The 14,340-nt window shown below is 71.9% G+C and carries 12 protein-coding genes; 6 read left to right on the plus strand and 6 right to left on the minus strand.

Features of this window, described 5'->3' with window-relative positions:
* The first annotated feature begins 46 nt into the window (after nt 1-46).
* Nucleotides 47-1,393, plus strand: coding sequence for a nicotinate phosphoribosyltransferase (locus AB0G20_RS04180; protein ID WP_361295451.1), 1,347 nt, complete (start codon nt 47-49; stop codon nt 1,391-1,393).
* Between the two features lie 272 nt (nt 1,394-1,665).
* The gene (locus AB0G20_RS04185) at nt 1,666-2,256 is read left to right on the plus strand and encodes an isochorismatase family protein (protein WP_361295454.1); all 591 of its coding nucleotides are present in this window, start codon (nt 1,666-1,668) and stop codon (nt 2,254-2,256) included.
* 28 nt (nt 2,257-2,284) lie between these two features.
* On the opposite strand, the gene AB0G20_RS04190 is transcribed toward AB0G20_RS04185, so the two are convergent.
* Nucleotides 2,285-2,629: a hypothetical protein gene (locus AB0G20_RS04190; RefSeq protein WP_361295457.1), complete on the minus strand. Its 345-nt coding sequence runs from the start codon at nt 2,627-2,629 to the stop codon at nt 2,285-2,287.
* A gap of 122 nt (nt 2,630-2,751) precedes the next feature.
* Complete coding sequence (locus AB0G20_RS04195) at nt 2,752-5,100, minus strand: immune inhibitor A domain-containing protein (RefSeq protein ID WP_361295459.1); 2,349 nt, start codon at nt 5,098-5,100, stop codon at nt 2,752-2,754.
* Between the two features lie 422 nt (nt 5,101-5,522).
* Here AB0G20_RS04195 and AB0G20_RS04200 point away from each other — a divergent pair, with 422 nt between their 5' ends.
* A complete protein-coding gene (locus tag AB0G20_RS04200) occupies nt 5,523-5,795 on the plus strand; it encodes a hypothetical protein (protein ID WP_361295461.1) in 273 nt (90 codons plus the stop codon).
* Between the two features lie 47 nt (nt 5,796-5,842).
* Here AB0G20_RS04200 and AB0G20_RS04205 read toward each other — a convergent pair whose 3' ends face one another.
* Both AB0G20_RS04205 and AB0G20_RS04210 read right to left on the minus strand, forming a co-directional pair.
* Nucleotides 5,843-6,553 (minus strand): RDD family protein, encoded by a 711-nt coding sequence (locus AB0G20_RS04205; protein ID WP_361295464.1) that lies wholly within the window; start codon nt 6,551-6,553, stop codon nt 5,843-5,845.
* A 60-nt stretch (nt 6,554-6,613) separates the two neighbouring features.
* A complete protein-coding gene (locus AB0G20_RS04210; protein WP_361295467.1) occupies nt 6,614-8,347 on the minus strand; it encodes an RDD family protein in 1,734 nt (577 codons plus the stop codon).
* 244 nt (nt 8,348-8,591) lie between these two features.
* Between AB0G20_RS04210 and AB0G20_RS04215 the strand changes: the two genes are divergently transcribed.
* Complete coding sequence (locus AB0G20_RS04215; protein ID WP_361295469.1) at nt 8,592-9,002, plus strand: SsgA family sporulation/cell division regulator; 411 nt, start codon at nt 8,592-8,594, stop codon at nt 9,000-9,002.
* 28 nt (nt 9,003-9,030) lie between these two features.
* Here AB0G20_RS04215 and AB0G20_RS04220 read toward each other — a convergent pair whose 3' ends face one another.
* Nucleotides 9,031-10,446, minus strand: a complete 1,416-nt coding sequence (locus AB0G20_RS04220) for an FAD-linked oxidase C-terminal domain-containing protein (RefSeq protein WP_361295472.1) — start codon at nt 10,444-10,446, stop codon at nt 9,031-9,033.
* Nucleotides 10,447-10,538: 92 nt separating this feature from the next.
* On the opposite strand from AB0G20_RS04220, the gene AB0G20_RS04225 reads away from it, so the two are divergent.
* Complete coding sequence (locus AB0G20_RS04225; protein ID WP_361295475.1) at nt 10,539-11,975, plus strand: tetratricopeptide repeat protein; 1,437 nt, start codon at nt 10,539-10,541, stop codon at nt 11,973-11,975.
* Nucleotides 11,976-12,586: 611 nt separating this feature from the next.
* Here the strand turns inward: AB0G20_RS04225 and hppD are convergent.
* Nucleotides 12,587-13,732, minus strand: coding sequence for a 4-hydroxyphenylpyruvate dioxygenase (gene hppD / locus AB0G20_RS04230; RefSeq protein WP_361295478.1), 1,146 nt, complete (start codon nt 13,730-13,732; stop codon nt 12,587-12,589).
* A gap of 123 nt (nt 13,733-13,855) precedes the next feature.
* Here hppD and AB0G20_RS04235 point away from each other — a divergent pair, with 123 nt between their 5' ends.
* A complete protein-coding gene (locus tag AB0G20_RS04235) occupies nt 13,856-14,326 on the plus strand; it encodes an Lrp/AsnC family transcriptional regulator (protein WP_248507875.1) in 471 nt (156 codons plus the stop codon).
* Nucleotides 14,327-14,340: the final 14 nt, after the last annotated feature.

Below are 14,340 nucleotides of genomic sequence, written 5' to 3' on the forward strand. Positions count from 1 at the left end.
GGGACCGCAATCGTCAGATTGACGAAATGGGGGTACGCTCCTCAGCATGAACACAGCGGACCTTGGGCTGCCGGTGGACGTTCCCTCGACGGCGCTCTTCACGGACCAGTACGAGCTGACGATGCTGCGGGCCGCCCTCACGTCGGGCACGGCCGAGCGGCGGAGCGTGTTCGAGGTCTTCACCCGACGGCTGCCGGACGGGCGCCGCTACGGCGTCGTGGGCGGCACCGGCCGGGTGCTGGACGCGGTGGAGAACTTCCGCTTCGACACGGCCGTGCTGAACTTCCTGCGCGAGCGGGAGATCGTCGGCGAGGAGACCCTGGAGTGGCTCGCCGGCTACCGCTTCAGCGGGGACATCTGGGGCTACCCGGAGGGCGAGGTGTACTTCCCGGGCTCGCCGATCATGCGGGTCGAGGGCACCTTCGCCGAGTGCGTGCTGCTGGAGACCGTGATCCTGTCGATCCTCAACCACGACTCGGCGATCGCCGCGGCCGCCTCGCGCATGTCGGCGGCGGCGGGTGACCGGCCGCTGATCGAGATGGGCGCCCGGCGCACCCACGAGCTGGCGGCGGTGGCGGCCTCCCGGGCCGCCTACGTCGGCGGCTTCGCGACCACCTCCGATCTGGCGGCCGGCTTCCGCTACGGCATTCCCACCGTCGGCACCTCCGCGCACGCCTTCACGCTGCTGCACGACAGCGAGCGGGACGCCTTCCAGGCCCAGGTGAACACACTGGGCCGGGGCACCACCCTGCTGGTCGACACCTACGACGTCGCCGAGGCCGTCCGCACGGCCGTCGAGGTCGCCGGGACCGAGCTGGGCGCGGTGCGGATCGACTCCGGCGACCTGCTGCTGGTGGCGCACCGGGTACGGCAGCAGCTGGACGAGCTGGGCGCGACCGACACGAAGATCGTCGTGACCTCGGACCTGGACGAGTACGCGATCGCCTCGCTGGCCGCGGCGCCGGTGGACGCCTACGGCGTCGGAACGCAGCTGGTGACCGGCTCCGGCCACCCCACCTCCTCGATGGTCTACAAGCTGGTCGCGCGGGCCGAGTCCGCGGACCCGAACGCGCCGCTGGTGCCGGTGGCGAAGAAGTCCAGCGGCGGCAAGACGTCGGTCGGCGGACGCAAGTGGGCCGCGCGGCGGCTGGACTCCCACGGGGTCGCCGAGGCCGAGGTGATCGGCACCGGGCCGGTGCCGGCCGGGCTCGCGGACCGGCAGCTGCTGGTGGAACTGGTCAAGGGCGGCGAGGTCGTGGCACGCGAGCCGCTGGACGCGGCGCGGGAGCGGCACACGAGGGCGCGCGCGGGTCTGCCGATGTCGGCCACGCAGCTCTCACGCGGGGAGCCCGTCCTTCCCACGGAGTACCTGCACGAGAGCTCGGGTAGCTAGGGGGTGTTCTGAATGTCCAGTGCGGTGCCCGCGGTGTTCGGTGCGTGCCCTCGGCGTGCCGGACGAAGGACCTCGTAGCGGAGCTACTTGGGTCTTCGGCCGGTGCGGCGAGGGTGCGTGCCGGGCGCCGTGGGTGCTGTGCGGGACATTCAGAACACCCCCGGTGTGCCGTGACGCGCCGACCCGTACCCCTCCCGTCCGCTCCCCTCTGTCAATAGGCTCGGTGGTTCACCGGCCGGGCTTGCCGACCTCATAGCCGAAGGACACCGACCATGCGCCGCGCCTTGATCGTCGTCGATGTGCAGAACGACTTCTGCGAGGGGGGCAGCCTCGCGGTGGCCGGCGGTGCCGATGTGGCCGCCGCCGTCACCGAGCTGATCGGGCAGGCGGCCGGGTCCGGCTACCAGCACGTCGTGGCCACCCGCGACCACCACATCGCGCCCGGCGGCCACTTCTCCGCGAACCCGGACTACGCCGGCTCCTGGCCCGCGCACTGCGTCGCCGGCACCGAGGGCGTCGGCTTCCATCCGAACTTCGCGCCCGCCGTCGCCTCCGGCTCGATCGACGCCGTGTTCGACAAGGGGGCGTACTCGGCGGCGTACAGCGGATTCGAGGGCGCCGACGAGAACGGCACGCCCCTGGCGGACTGGCTGCGCTCCCGCGACGTCACCGAGGTCGACGTGGTCGGCATCGCCACGGACCACTGCGTACGCGCCACGGCCCTGGACGCCGCCCGGGAGGGCTTCCGTACGCAGGTCCTGCTGGACCTGACGGCCGGGGTGGCCCCGGAGAGCACCGAGCGGGCCCTGGAGGAGCTGCGCGGGGCGGGCGTGGAGCTGTCGGGCAAGCCGGTCGTGCAGTAGCCCCGCGGCCCCGGCGGGCTCCCGCGGGTCAGGTCTGGGCCGTGGGGCGCCGCAGGAGCGCCCGGATCGGGCGCCACAGCTCCTGGACCAGGTCCGGGCTCGACACGACACCGTTGTCGGGGGCCGTGCGCCATATGAGGCCGTCGGGGTGGTGGAGGACCGCGGTGATCTCGTCGGGGGTCGGCGGGGCGGCGTTGCCGCGCAGGTAGACCGACCGCAGACCGAGGTTGCGGAGCCTGGTCAGGGCCCGGGCGCGGTTCACGGAGTGGACGAGGACGCGGACGGCGCCGGGGCCGTCGGCGGCGGGGCTGGGCAGATTCAGTGCCACCACCACCGTGCCGTTCGGCAACTTGCAGAAGCCTCCTGCAGCCATGCGCTCATCCCCCCGTGTCGGTCGGTGTCAATAAGAGAGCCACAGGACGCACCTAAACACGGATCGGCGGTGACCCGCCAGTGGGTCACCGCCGATCATGTTCTGACCTGCAAGGATGCGGATTACCTACCCGCGGCGCCGACCTCCAGCTCGATCGTCGAGCCGTCCTTGGCTTCCTTGAGGATCTTGATCTTCGTGTTGGTGTCAGTGATCTTGACACCCGCGGCGGGGTTCGACTCGTCGTAGTAGTCGCTCTTCCGGTCGTTGAAGACCGAGACGCCCTTCGACCCCGGGATGTACTTCGCCACGTCCGCCTTGTGCAGCGTCATGCCGTCGGTGCGGTAGAGGCTGAACGGCGAGTCGTAGGACTGGATGCGGTTGCGCATCAGCGTGCCGTCGGCCCACTTGAGCGCGTCCGGGTGCGAGTCGATCGGCAGGACCAGACCGGTGCCCTTGTGCTGGCTGGTGTTGTTGTCCGCCTGGGAGGTGTCCCACTTCCAGATCAACAGGCCGTTCTGGTACGCGTAGTGCTCCACCCAGTCCGGGCGCGCCGTGAAGCCGAAGTTGTACGGGCCGGACTTCAGCGTCTTGTCGTACGACACGTACTGCCGGTTCTCGGCGATGTAGTACTGCGCGTAGTCCTCGGTGAAGGACGCGCCGATGCGGGAGAAGCCGGTGGCCTTCCACGCCTCGTCCGCGCTCTCGGCGTTGTCGGTGAAGACGGGCGCACCGTCGGCCGTCACCGTGATCGCGTCGGCCGCGAAGCCCTTCTGGGCCACGCCGCCGTCGGTCTGGTAGCGGAAGCGGAGGTCGATCTTCTTGCCGGCGTAGGCGTCGAGCGGGAAGGCGAGCTTCTTGTAACCGTCGACCGTGCCGGTCAGGACCGGCTTGTCGCTGGCGTCACGCTGGATCGGCTGGCCGTCCACCGTGCCGTCGACAGCGGTCCAGTTGGCGCCGCCGTCGGTCGAGACCTCGGTGTAGAGGAAGTCGTAGTTGGCCTCGATGTCGTACCAGCCGTCGAGGGTCAGCTGCGCCTTCGACTTGCCGGTCAGGTCGACGACACGCGTCAGGGTGTTCTTGAGGTTGTCACCGCTGCCGCTCCACCACTGGGTCTTGCCCTCGGCGGGGGTGACGATCTCGGTGGTGACGGCCTTCTTGGGGAGGTCGACGACCAGGGCCTGCTTGTGCTTGGTGTTGTACTCCGCCACGCCCAGCTTGTGCCAGGAGTTGACGCCGGCCTTGGCCTTGTCGAAGTTCAGCCAGCCGAGCTGCAGCTTGTCCCAGGCGGTCATGTCGCCGGGCAGGTCACCGATCTCGTTCTTGCCGGTGCCGAGCCAGGAACCGGACGACATCAGCGTCCAGAAGCCCGTGGAGTTCTCGCCGCCCGCGGTGTCGTAGTGGTCCGGCAGACCGAGGTCGTGGCCGTACTCGTGGGCGTAGACGCCGAGTCCGCCGTTCTCCGGCTGGACGGTGTAGTCGCCGACCCAGATGCCGGTGTCGCCGATCTTCGCGCCGCCGAGCTTGTTGTTCTCGGGGCCGGTGGCGCCGGCGTCGGTGCCGAAGGCGTACCAGCGGTGGGCCCAGATAGCGTCGGTGCCCTGGGCGCCGCCGCCCGCGGACTCGTCCTCGCCGGCGTGCACGATCTGGAAGTGGTCGATGTAGCCGTCGGGCTCGTTGAAGTCGCCGTCGCCGTCGAAGTCGTAGCGGTCCCACTCGTCGAAGCGCGCGACGTCCGCCTTGATCTGCGCGTCGGTCCTCCCCGCTGCCTTCTGCTGGGAGACCCAGGCGTTCAGACCGTCGCTGACGACGTTCCACACACTGGAGCAGTTGGTGTCACCGCAGGCGTTGTTGCCGTAACGGGCCTCGTTGTAGGGGACCTTGACCCAGTCGGAGACCTCGCCGTCGACCGAGTAGCGGCCCGAGGACTGCTTCTCGTAGTAGGTCTTGACGGAGTCGACGCCCTTGCCGGAACCGAAGTACAGGTCCTGGAAGTAGTCCCGGTCGTAGTCCGCCCGCCAGGCCGTGGAGTTGTCCTTCTTGCGGTCGGGCTTGGGTATCGCGTTGTGCAGCGGGCCCGGGGTGCCGCCGTAGCGGCTGTCGACCTGGTCGCCGAACTCGACCAGGATCGTGAAGATCTTGTCGGTCTTCTCGCGGCCGAGCTCGACGTACTTGGCGTCGCCCTTCTTGCTCTTGAGCTGGACGACCTTCGAGCCCTCGCGGTCCTTGACCTTGCTCTTGCCCGACAGGACCTGGTTCAGGGCCTCCTGGCGCTGGGCGTCCTGCGTCTTGCTCAGCGGTCCTTCGAGGTCGTGCTCGTCGTGGTGACGTTCCGCCGGGTCGTGCCGGTCCACGGTGGTGGGCCGGGGAGCCGGGGCGTCGTCGGCCACCGCGTAGGTCGAGGCGGTGGCGGTGGCCGCCGCGAGCGCCACGCTTATGGCGGCCGCTCTGAACGTCCAGGGTCTACTGGTCACTTGAGATCCTCCCCCGCGTTCGGGCGCGCGGCAGGCAGGGTCCCGGTCATGGAAATCCGCGCGCGCGTGATCAACGCGTGTAGTCAAGTGACGACATTTGACTAGAGGTTTAGAAGAAAAGACAGACCTTGACTTGGACAAGTCAAGTGCACTATGCGGAGGCGACGTTCGTTTTACGGACAACCAAACGGTTGTCCCGCGGCCCTCCCCACCGGCCGTGCGGGCGCGTGCATATGTCCACTAGGTGGACGTCATGACTCCGTGCGCCCCCTGTGCACCGCCCTTGTTGATTAGGTCACGCTTACCGCTGGTTCCGGTCGGGCACCCTGCCGGTGAGAATGTCGGATGGCGGAACGCCCGGAAGCCGGCGTAATGCCAGGCCGACACCGCCGTGGACCCCCACCTTCGAGGACATGATGGCCATGCCCCGTCCGACTGCCGCACAGCTCGCCTACGGTTCGTGCACCGTGATCTTCTCGACCCTCGCCATGCTGCTGCTGTCTCAGACGAGTTCGGGTGCGGGGATCGCGATCATCGCCGTCGCGGCGCTCGCCCTCGGACTGCTGGTCGCCATGACGGTGCCACTGCCCGGGAAGCGCCCGGCCGCGGTGGAACAGCCCGCGCCCCAGGAACCACTACGGGCCGCGGTCCCGGCGCCGGCCCCGGAGCCGGTGCGCCAGCGGGCGGCCTCCTGACCGCCCACTGCCCCTTTACCTACCCCGCCTGCTGTACGCCCCCTGCCTCAATCGGTGCTGACCACGACCGTCTTGGCCGCCTTGTCGTGCAGGCCCTGCTTGTAGGGCCGGTCGAAGAAGCTCCAGCCGCCCGAGATCGCGGTCCAGACGCAGGCGCAGCAGAAGGCGAACGGGATCCACAGCACCGCGGCGCGCATCAGGGCGTTCTGCACGGAGGGCGTGGCGCCGTTGTCCAGGTTGGCCACGCGCATGTGCAGCAGCTTCTTGCCGAGGGTCTGGCCGGTCCGCACGGTCATGAGGGTGTCGTAGGCGATGTAGAGGACGGCGGCGACGGCCGACTGCCCGAACGACTTGCCGACCTCGATGCGGTCGCTGTCCACGTCGTACTCGTTGACGCCGAAGCCCCAGGTGAGCAGCCAGACGACGACACCCACCAGGATCATGTCGATGATGCGCGCGAGCGTGCGCTTGGCGCTGTCGGCGAGCGGGGGCATGCCGGCGAGGGGGTCGGTGGGGTAGGAACCGCCGCCGTACGGATCACCGCCGTAGGGGCCACCGCCGGGAGGACCGTCGGCGCCGGGCGGGCCGCCTGCGAAGCCGCCGCCGGGACCGCCCGGGCCGCCGCCCCCGTACGGCGGGGGTTCGCTGCCGTAGGGCGAGCCCGTGCCCTCGCCGGGCGGCTCGTTCGGGGGGCGCTTCCTGAACGGGTCGTCGTCCGGGGGCGGCTGACCGGAGCCGGGGGGCGGTTCACTGCTCATGGCCCGAGTCGACCGCGAACCGGCGGGCTCCGCATCCGGCAGACGGCCGTCCGAGGGAGGTCAGCCCGCCACGAAGGTGTGCGCGGCCTTGTCGTGCCAGCACTGGCGCCAGGGCCGGTCGAAGAGGCACCAGGCGACACCGACGATCCCGACGACGAGGAGGCCGGGCACGCTGTAGACCAGCCAGCGGCGCAGGGCGGCGCCGAACTCCGGGGAGTCATGGCCCTCGATGTCCCGGACTTCGAGGCCCATCAGCTTCTTGCCGAGGGTGCGGCCCCACTTGGCGGTGGGCAGCACCTCGCACAGGACACCGGCGAGCAGCAGGACGGCCAGGATGATGCCGAGGTAGATCGAGGTGGTGCCGTCGAGCAGCCAGACCGTCACGGTCTCGCCGGAGAGCTTGGCCGCGTCGATCTTCTCGTTGACGTGGTCGATCGCCTTGGTGCCGAGCGGTACGGCGGCCGTCGCGGTGAGGGCGGCGAGGACGACGGTGTCCAGCAGCCGGGCGGCCAGCCGCTTGCCGAGTCCGGCGGGGCGGGCCTCCGACTGGCGCCGGGCGGCCGCCTGGAAGATGTCCTCGACCGGTGGCTTCCAGGGGGCGACGGGCTGCTCGTCACCGCCGCCGGCGAGCCGGTGCACCTGCTGCGCCCAGGACGACTGACCGCCGCCGGGGCCCGCGCTGAGGGGGGTGCCGGAGGAGGAGGCGGCGCCGGGCTGGGCGCTGCCGGGGCCGCCGGACTGCGGAGGGACGGTGGACGCCACCTGAGGACCGGACAGCGCGCTCGGGGCGGCCCCCGAGGCCTGGGCTCCGGCGCTCCCGGCCCCTGCCTGTCCGGCGGAGGCCCGGGCGGCGGCCGCCTTGCCGGCGCCGAAGCCGGGTCCCGCGGAGCCGCTCCCGGAACCGGCCGGCCCGGCCTGCGCGCCGAACGCGGGTCCCGACGGGCTCCCGCCGTAGGCGGAGGCCGCCGCACCACTGCCCGAGCCGGGCGGCCCGAAGCCGGAGCCCGGCGCCGCGGCCTGCCCGCCGAAACCGGAGGCCGCCGAGTCGCCGCCCGAGACCGCCGGTCCGAAGCCGGAGCCCCCCGCCCCGCCCTGCGCACCGAATCCGGCCCCCGCCGGGCCACGGTCCGAACCACCAGGTCCCCCGGCTGGTTGGGTGCCGCCGCCGGCCGGGCCCGTGCGCGGGGCCACCGCGCGGAACGTCATCGTGCCGTCGTCGGGGACATCGGCGGAGGCTCCTCCCCCGGGCTTCCCCGTCGGCCGGCGGAACACGAACGTGCTGCCCCCCGCCGCCGCGTTCGCCTCCTGGTCGGCCGGAGGAGTGTTCGCCGTGCCGTCGCTACGGGCGGACTCGCCCTCGGGCCGCTGGTCGGCGTGCGGCACCCTCGGGTCGCCGCTGCGCGCGCCCTGCTGGGCCGCGCCCTGCGCGCCCTGCGGCGCGCCCCACGAGACGCGGCGGTCCTGGTCGCCGCCGAAGCCGGACTGGCGGGAACGGTCGGCGCCCCAGGCCGAGGCCGGTTCGGGACGGCTGCCGTGCTGGGCGTCGGCGGCGGACGGCTCCTCCACCGGGTCCTCGTCGAAGAAGTGCGGGCCGGTCTCCTCGACCGAGGCGGGCTGTGCCGCTCCCGCTCCGGGCGGCGGTGCGAGCGCCTCGCCGTCCTTGGGCGCCGGACGGCTGGTGCCCGGCACCCAGGAGGCACCGTTCCAGTACCGGACATATCCAGGAATGGACGGGTCCGGGTAATACCCTTCGCGGGGCCTGTCGTCACCGGGGGCCGGGGTTGGGGCGCTCATGTCCGTCGTCCCGTATCTGCTCGGGGGCCAAATGGGGGCCTCCACATCTATCAGACGCGCGCAAGCCCCACCGCCGCTCCCACCGGACCCACCCCTTTCGAGCACCGATGTGCTACGCACCGCGTCGTCTCCGGCGCTCCCTCTGCGAAAAAACTTCCGGCAAGGCGCGTAATGCCGCGGCCGCACCGCGCTCTCTCCTCCTGACCGGCCCTCGCGGGCAGCCGTCAGGAGAAGGGAACACCGCATGCACACCGTGGTGGAGCGGGAACTGGAGCTGAAACTCGTCCTGTCGCCGGAGCGCAGGATCCCGGTGCCGGCCCGGCTCGGGTATCTGACCGACGACCCCTACGCCGTCCACGTCACCTTCCACACCAACACCGAGCACCCGGTGTACTGGACGTTCGCCCGGGACCTGCTGGTGGAGGGCGTGTTCCGGCCGTGCGGGCAGGGGGACGTGCGGGTGTGGCCGACGAAGCACGAGGGGCGCAACGTCGTGCTGATGGCGCTGAGTTCACCCGACGGGGACGCCCTGCTGGAGGCCCCGGCGGCGGCGGTGTCGGCCTGGCTGGAGCGCACGCTGCGGGTGGTCCCGCCGGGGACGGAGGGTGAGCAGCTCGGGCTGGACGACGAGCTGGCCCAGCTGCTCGCCCGGTGAGACCGCGGAAGCCGGTGGGCGGCGTCCGTCAGAAGAGCTTGCCCGGGTTCAGGATGTTCAGCGGGTCGAAGGCCTGCTTCACGGCCCGCTGCATCTCCATGCCCACGGGGCCGATCTCGCGCGCCAGCCATTCCTTCTTCAGGACGCCGACGCCGTGCTCGCCGGTGATGGTGCCGCCGAGTTCCAGGCCGAGGGCCATGATCTCGTCGAAGGACTCGCGGGCGCGCCGGGACTCGTCGGGGTCCGCCGGGTCGAAGCAGACCGTCGGGTGGGTGTTGCCGTCGCCCGCGTGGGCGACGACCCCGATGGTGAGCTGGTACTTCTCGGCGATCCGGTCGACGCCTTCGAGCATCTCGGCGAGCCGGGAGCGCGGCACGCACACGTCGTCGATCATCGTCACGCCCTTGACCGCCTCCAGCGCGGTGAGCGACAACCGCCGCGCCTGGAGGAGCAGTTCGGACTCGGCCGCGTCGTCGGCGGGGACGACCTGGGTGGCGCCGGCCGCCTCGCACAGGGCGCCGACGGCGGCGAGGTCGGCGGCCGGGGCAGTGGTGTCGAACGCGGCCAGGAGCAGCGCCTCGGTGCTCTCGGGGAGCCCCATCTGCGCCATGTCGTTGACGGCCTTGACCGTCGTACGGTCCATGAGTTCGAGGAGTGACGGGACGTGGCCGCCCGCCATGATCCGGCACACGGCGTCGCAGGCCGCGGCGGCCGAGGCGAACTCGGCGGCCAGCACAAGCTGCTCGGGCGGCTTGGGGCGCAGCCCGAGGACGGCCCGGACGACGATGCCGAGCGAGCCCTCGGAGCCGACGAACAGACGGGTCAGGTCGTAGCCGGCGACACCCTTGGCGGTGCGGCGGCCGGTGGACATCAGGCGGCCGTCGGCGAGGACGACGTCGAGACCGAGGACGTACTCGGCGGTCACCCCGTACTTCACGCAGCACAGGCCGCCGGAGGCGGTGCCGATGTTGCCGCCGATGGTGCACATCTCCCAACTGGAGGGGTCCGGCGGGTAGTACAGGCCGTGTTCGCCGACGGCCCGGGACAGGGCGGCGTTGACGACGCCCGGCTCGACGACGGCGATGCGGTCGACCGGGTTGATCTCCAGGATCCGGTCCATCTTCGTCAGGGACAGCACGATGCAGCCCTCGGAGGCGTTGGCGGCGCCGGACAGTCCGGTGCGGGCGCCCTGCGGGACGACGGGGACGCGCAGAGCGGTGGCGGTGCGCATCACGTGCTGGACCTGTTCGGTCGTGCGGGGCAGCACGACCACGGCCGGGGTGCCGGCCGGGCAGAAGCTCGCCATGTCGTTGGCGTAGGACGCGGTGACGTCGGGGTCGGTGAGGACCGCCTCGGCGGGGAGGCCGCCGAGCAGCAGGTCCACGAGGTTGCCGGTCGCTGCGGTGTCCTCGGAGCGGGGCGCTTCGATACGGCTCATGATCACAGGTTCGCACCCGGGGCCATCGGTGTGAACCCCGTCGGCGGCACCCTTCACCTGCCCGGGTGTGGTCGTCGTACTGACGCACAGTGAGCGCCATGGAGAACCAGCAGGAGGGTCCGGTGCGGCAGGAGAGCAGCTCGAAGCGGTGCGGGCGCGCCCGGCCGGTGCTGCTCGCCTCCGTCGCGGGGTGTGCCGTGCTGGGCGGGGTGCTGGTGCTGCTGCCGCGGGAGCGGCCCGCCGAGCCCCCTCCGCCGTCGCCGGGGGCGCTGGCCATGGCGGCGGTCGGCAGCGGGGTGCCGGCCGCGCTGCCCGGCCTGGCGGAGCTGATCGACGAGCGGGAGAAGGCCGTGCGGACGCGGCCCGGGGACGCGACGTCCTGGGCGGTGCTCGGGACGGCCTACGTGGAGCAGGGGCGGCGCCTCGCCGACCCGGCGTACTACCCGCGGGCGGAGCACGCCCTGCGGACGTCGCTGAAGGCCCGGCCGCAGCGCAACACCCGGGCCCTGTCGGGGCTGGCCGCGCTGTCGAACGCCCGCCGGGACTTCCCCGCCGCGCGCCGGTGGGGCGAGGCGGCGCTGAAGCTGGAGCCGCGGCGGTGGACGACGTATCCGCTGCTCATCGACGCGTACACCGGCCTCGGCGAGCACAAGGCGGCCAAGCGGATGCTGGACCGGCTGACCGAGCTGCGCTCCGGCCCGGCCGTGCTGGCGCGGGCCGCGGGCGTGTACCGGGACCGGGGCTGGCGGGAGGACGCGGCGGCCGCGCTGGCGGACGCGGCGGCGGGCGCGCGGGCGCCGGCCGAGCGGGCTGCCTACCTGGAGCGGGCCGGGCAACTGGCCTGGGAACGGGGGGACTTCGACGTCGCGCTGCGGCACTTCCGGGAGGCGGTCCGTCTCGACCCCGACCAGCGGGCCGCGCAGGCGGGGCAGGGCCGGGCCCTGGCGTCCCTCGGCCGGACGACGGAGGCCCTGAACGCCTACCGGGTGGCCCTCGCCAGGCAGCCGTGCCCGCAGTACGCCCTGGAACTGGGCGAGTTGTACGAGTCGCTGGGCATGCCGGAGGCGGCCCGGGTGCAGTACGACCTGCTGCGGGAGCGGGTGCGGGGCGCTGTCGCGGGCGGGGCCGACGAGGATGTGGTGCTGGGGCGGTTCGAGGCGGACCACGGCGATCCGAAGGCGGCGGTACGGCGGTTGCGGGCGGAGTTCGAGCGCCAGCCCGGCACGGAGGTCGCCGACGCGCTGGGGTGGGCGCTGTACCGGGCCGGGAAGCCCGGGGAGGCCTTGCGGTTCGCGCTGGCGGCGACGGACCCCGAGCGCGGGGGCGGGGTGCGCGACGCGCTGTACATGTACCACCGGGGCATGATCGAGCGGAAACTGGAGCGCTACGGCGCGGCCCGCCGGCACCTCGCGGAGGCGCTGCGGATCAACCCGCACTTCTCTCCCCTGCACGCGCGTGCGGCGCGGGCGGCGGCCGAGGCGCTGGGAGAGCCGCCGGACGAAGGGGTGCCGGAGATGGACGACGGGGCGGGGTAGGGGGCACGGCACGGCCGGTGTGCGCCGTGGTGGCCGCGCGCCGTTGCGGCGGGAACGAAGACGCCGCCGCCTGATCTGGCCGCGTCGGCGATCAAGACGACGACGCTGACGGCGCGGCCGGCCGGTGCCGAGGTCGGCAGGGGGCCACGCCCCCACGAACGCAGGCCGGTGCGCGGCGATGCCGAACCCGGCAGGGGCGACGCCGAGCCGGTCGAGCGACACCGCACACTGCACGCCCGACGGGCGCGGGCCGGTGCTCGGCGATACCGACCCTGGCATGGGCATCGCCGAGCCGGTCGAGCGCGAAACCGCACACCGCACGCCCCACGAACGCAAGCCGATGCACGGCGATGCCGAACCCGGCAGGGGCGACGCCGAGCCGGTCGAGCGACACCGCACACTGCACGCCCGACGGGCGCGGGCCGGTGCGCGGCGGGGCCGGACCCGGCAGGGGCGTCGCCGAACCGACCGAGCGACACCGCACACTGCACGCCCGACGGGCGCAAGCCGGTGCGCGGCCGGGCCGGACCCGGCAGGGGGCACGCCCGGCGAGCGCGGGTCGTGCGGGTGCCCCCTGACACCCGCACGACCCGAGGCGTCGGCGACTGTGACTACAGGTTGCCGCGGCGTTCCTGCTCGCGCTCGATCGCCTCGAACAGGGCCTTGAAGTTGCCCTTGCCGAAGCCCATCGAGCCGTGGCGCTCGATGATCTCGAAGAAGACGGTCGGACGGTCCTGGACCGGCTTGGTGAAGATCTGCAGCAGGTAGCCGTCCTCGTCGCGGTCCGCGAGGATCTTCAGTTCGCGCAGGGTGTCGATCGGGACGCGGGTCTCGCCGACCCACTCCCCCAGCGTGTCGTAGTACGAGTCGGGCGTGTTGAGGAACTCGACGCCGGCCGCCCGCATCGTGCGGACCGTCTGGACGATGTCGCCCGTGTTGAGTGCGATGTGCTGCACGCCCGCGCCGCCGTAGAACTCCAGGTACTCGTCGATCTGGGACTTCTTCTTGGCGATGGCCGGCTCGTTGATCGGGAACTTGACCTTGAGCGTGCCGTCGGCGACGACCTTCGACATCAGCGCGCTGTACTCGGTGGCGATGTCGTCGCCCACGAACTCCTTCATGTTCGTGAAGCCCATCACCTTGTTGTAGAAGGCGACCCACTCGTTCATGCGGCCGAGCTCGACATTGCCGACGCAGTGGTCGATCGCCTGGAAGGTGCGCTGGGCGGGCGGCTCGACCATCGGCTTGGCCGCGACGAAGCCGGGCAGGTACGGGCCGTCGTAGCCGGAGCGCTCGACGAGGGTGTGGCGGGTCTCGCCGTAGGTGGCGATGGCGGCCAGGACGACCGTGCCGTGCTCGTCCTTCAGCTCGTACGGCTCGGCGACCGAGCGCGCGCCGTGCTCCAGGGCGTACGCGTAGGCGGCGCGCGCGTCCGGGACCTCGATGGCGAGGTCGACGACACCGTCGCCGTGTTCGGCCACGTGCTGAGCGAGGAAGTGGCCCCAGTCGGTGGTGGGCTTGATGACCGAGGTGAGGACGAAGCGGGCCGAGCCGTTCTCCAGGACGTACGCAGCGGTCTCGCGGCTGCCGTTCTCCGGTCCGGAGTAGGCGACCAGCTTCATGCCGAAGGCGGTGGAGTAGTAGTGCGCCGCCTGCTTGGCGTTGCCCACGGCGAAGACGACCGCGTCCATTCCCTTGACCGGGAAGGGGTCGGCCTGCCGGGCAGTGTCGGGAGTGTGGTGTGTGGTCTGCGTCATAGTCGCAGGGTCTCCCCGCCCGGCAAGGTGCGCAATAGTTTGCGTTTTGACTGGGCAATCTGTTCAGCAATACGGCCGAAGCCTCGGCCCTTCTGTACAGGATGACCATGCCGGGAGGCTGCTGTGGCGATCGATCATCTGGACGGCCGGATCATTCTGCTGCTCGCCCGGGAGCCGCGGATCGGGGTGCTGGAGATGTCCCGGCGACTGGGGGTGGCCCGGGGCACCGCGCAGGCGCGGCTGGACCGGCTTCAGTCGAACGGAGTCATCCGCGGATTCGGTCCTGAGGTGGATCCGGCCGCGCTCGGCTATCCCGTCACGGCGTTCGCCACGCTGCAGATCCGGCAGGGGCAAGGAGCCGACGTACGGGCGCACTTGGCGACCGTGCCGGAGGTGCTGGAGCTGCACACGACCACCGGCACCGGGGACATGCTGTGCCGGCTCGTGGCCCGCTCCAACGCCGATCTCCAGCGTGTGATCGACCGGGTCGTCGGTTTTGATGGCATCGTCCGGGCCTCCACGGCGATCGTCATGGAGAACCCCGTTCCGTTGCGGATCATCCCGCTCGTGGAGCAGGCCGCGGAGGAGACCTGACGTGTAGGGGTGAG

This window comes from Streptomyces sp. NPDC024017 (assembly GCF_040638895.1).
GTDB lineage: Bacteria > Actinomycetota > Actinomycetes > Streptomycetales > Streptomycetaceae > Streptomyces.

What these genes read in the sequence shown, in the direction of transcription:
- AB0G20_RS04180 (WP_361295451.1), top strand. Translation starts at nt 47, where the DNA reads ATGAACACAGCGGACCTTGGGCTGCCGGTGGACGTTCCCTCGACGGCG.
- AB0G20_RS04215 (WP_361295469.1), top strand. Translation starts at nt 8,592, where the DNA reads ATGCACACCGTGGTGGAGCGGGAACTGGAGCTGAAACTCGTCCTGTCG.
- AB0G20_RS04200 (WP_361295461.1), top strand. Translation starts at nt 5,523, where the DNA reads ATGCCCCGTCCGACTGCCGCACAGCTCGCCTACGGTTCGTGCACCGTG.
- hppD (WP_361295478.1), bottom strand. Translation starts at nt 13,732, where the DNA reads ATGACGCAGACCACACACCACACTCCCGACACTGCCCGGCAGGCCGAC.
- AB0G20_RS04205 (WP_361295464.1), bottom strand. Translation starts at nt 6,553, where the DNA reads ATGAGCAGTGAACCGCCCCCCGGCTCCGGTCAGCCGCCCCCGGACGAC.
- AB0G20_RS04210 (WP_361295467.1), bottom strand. Translation starts at nt 8,347, where the DNA reads ATGAGCGCCCCAACCCCGGCCCCCGGTGACGACAGGCCCCGCGAAGGG.
- AB0G20_RS04185 (WP_361295454.1), top strand. Translation starts at nt 1,666, where the DNA reads ATGCGCCGCGCCTTGATCGTCGTCGATGTGCAGAACGACTTCTGCGAG.
- AB0G20_RS04190 (WP_361295457.1), bottom strand. Translation starts at nt 2,629, where the DNA reads ATGGCTGCAGGAGGCTTCTGCAAGTTGCCGAACGGCACGGTGGTGGTG.
- AB0G20_RS04225 (WP_361295475.1), top strand. Translation starts at nt 10,539, where the DNA reads ATGGAGAACCAGCAGGAGGGTCCGGTGCGGCAGGAGAGCAGCTCGAAG.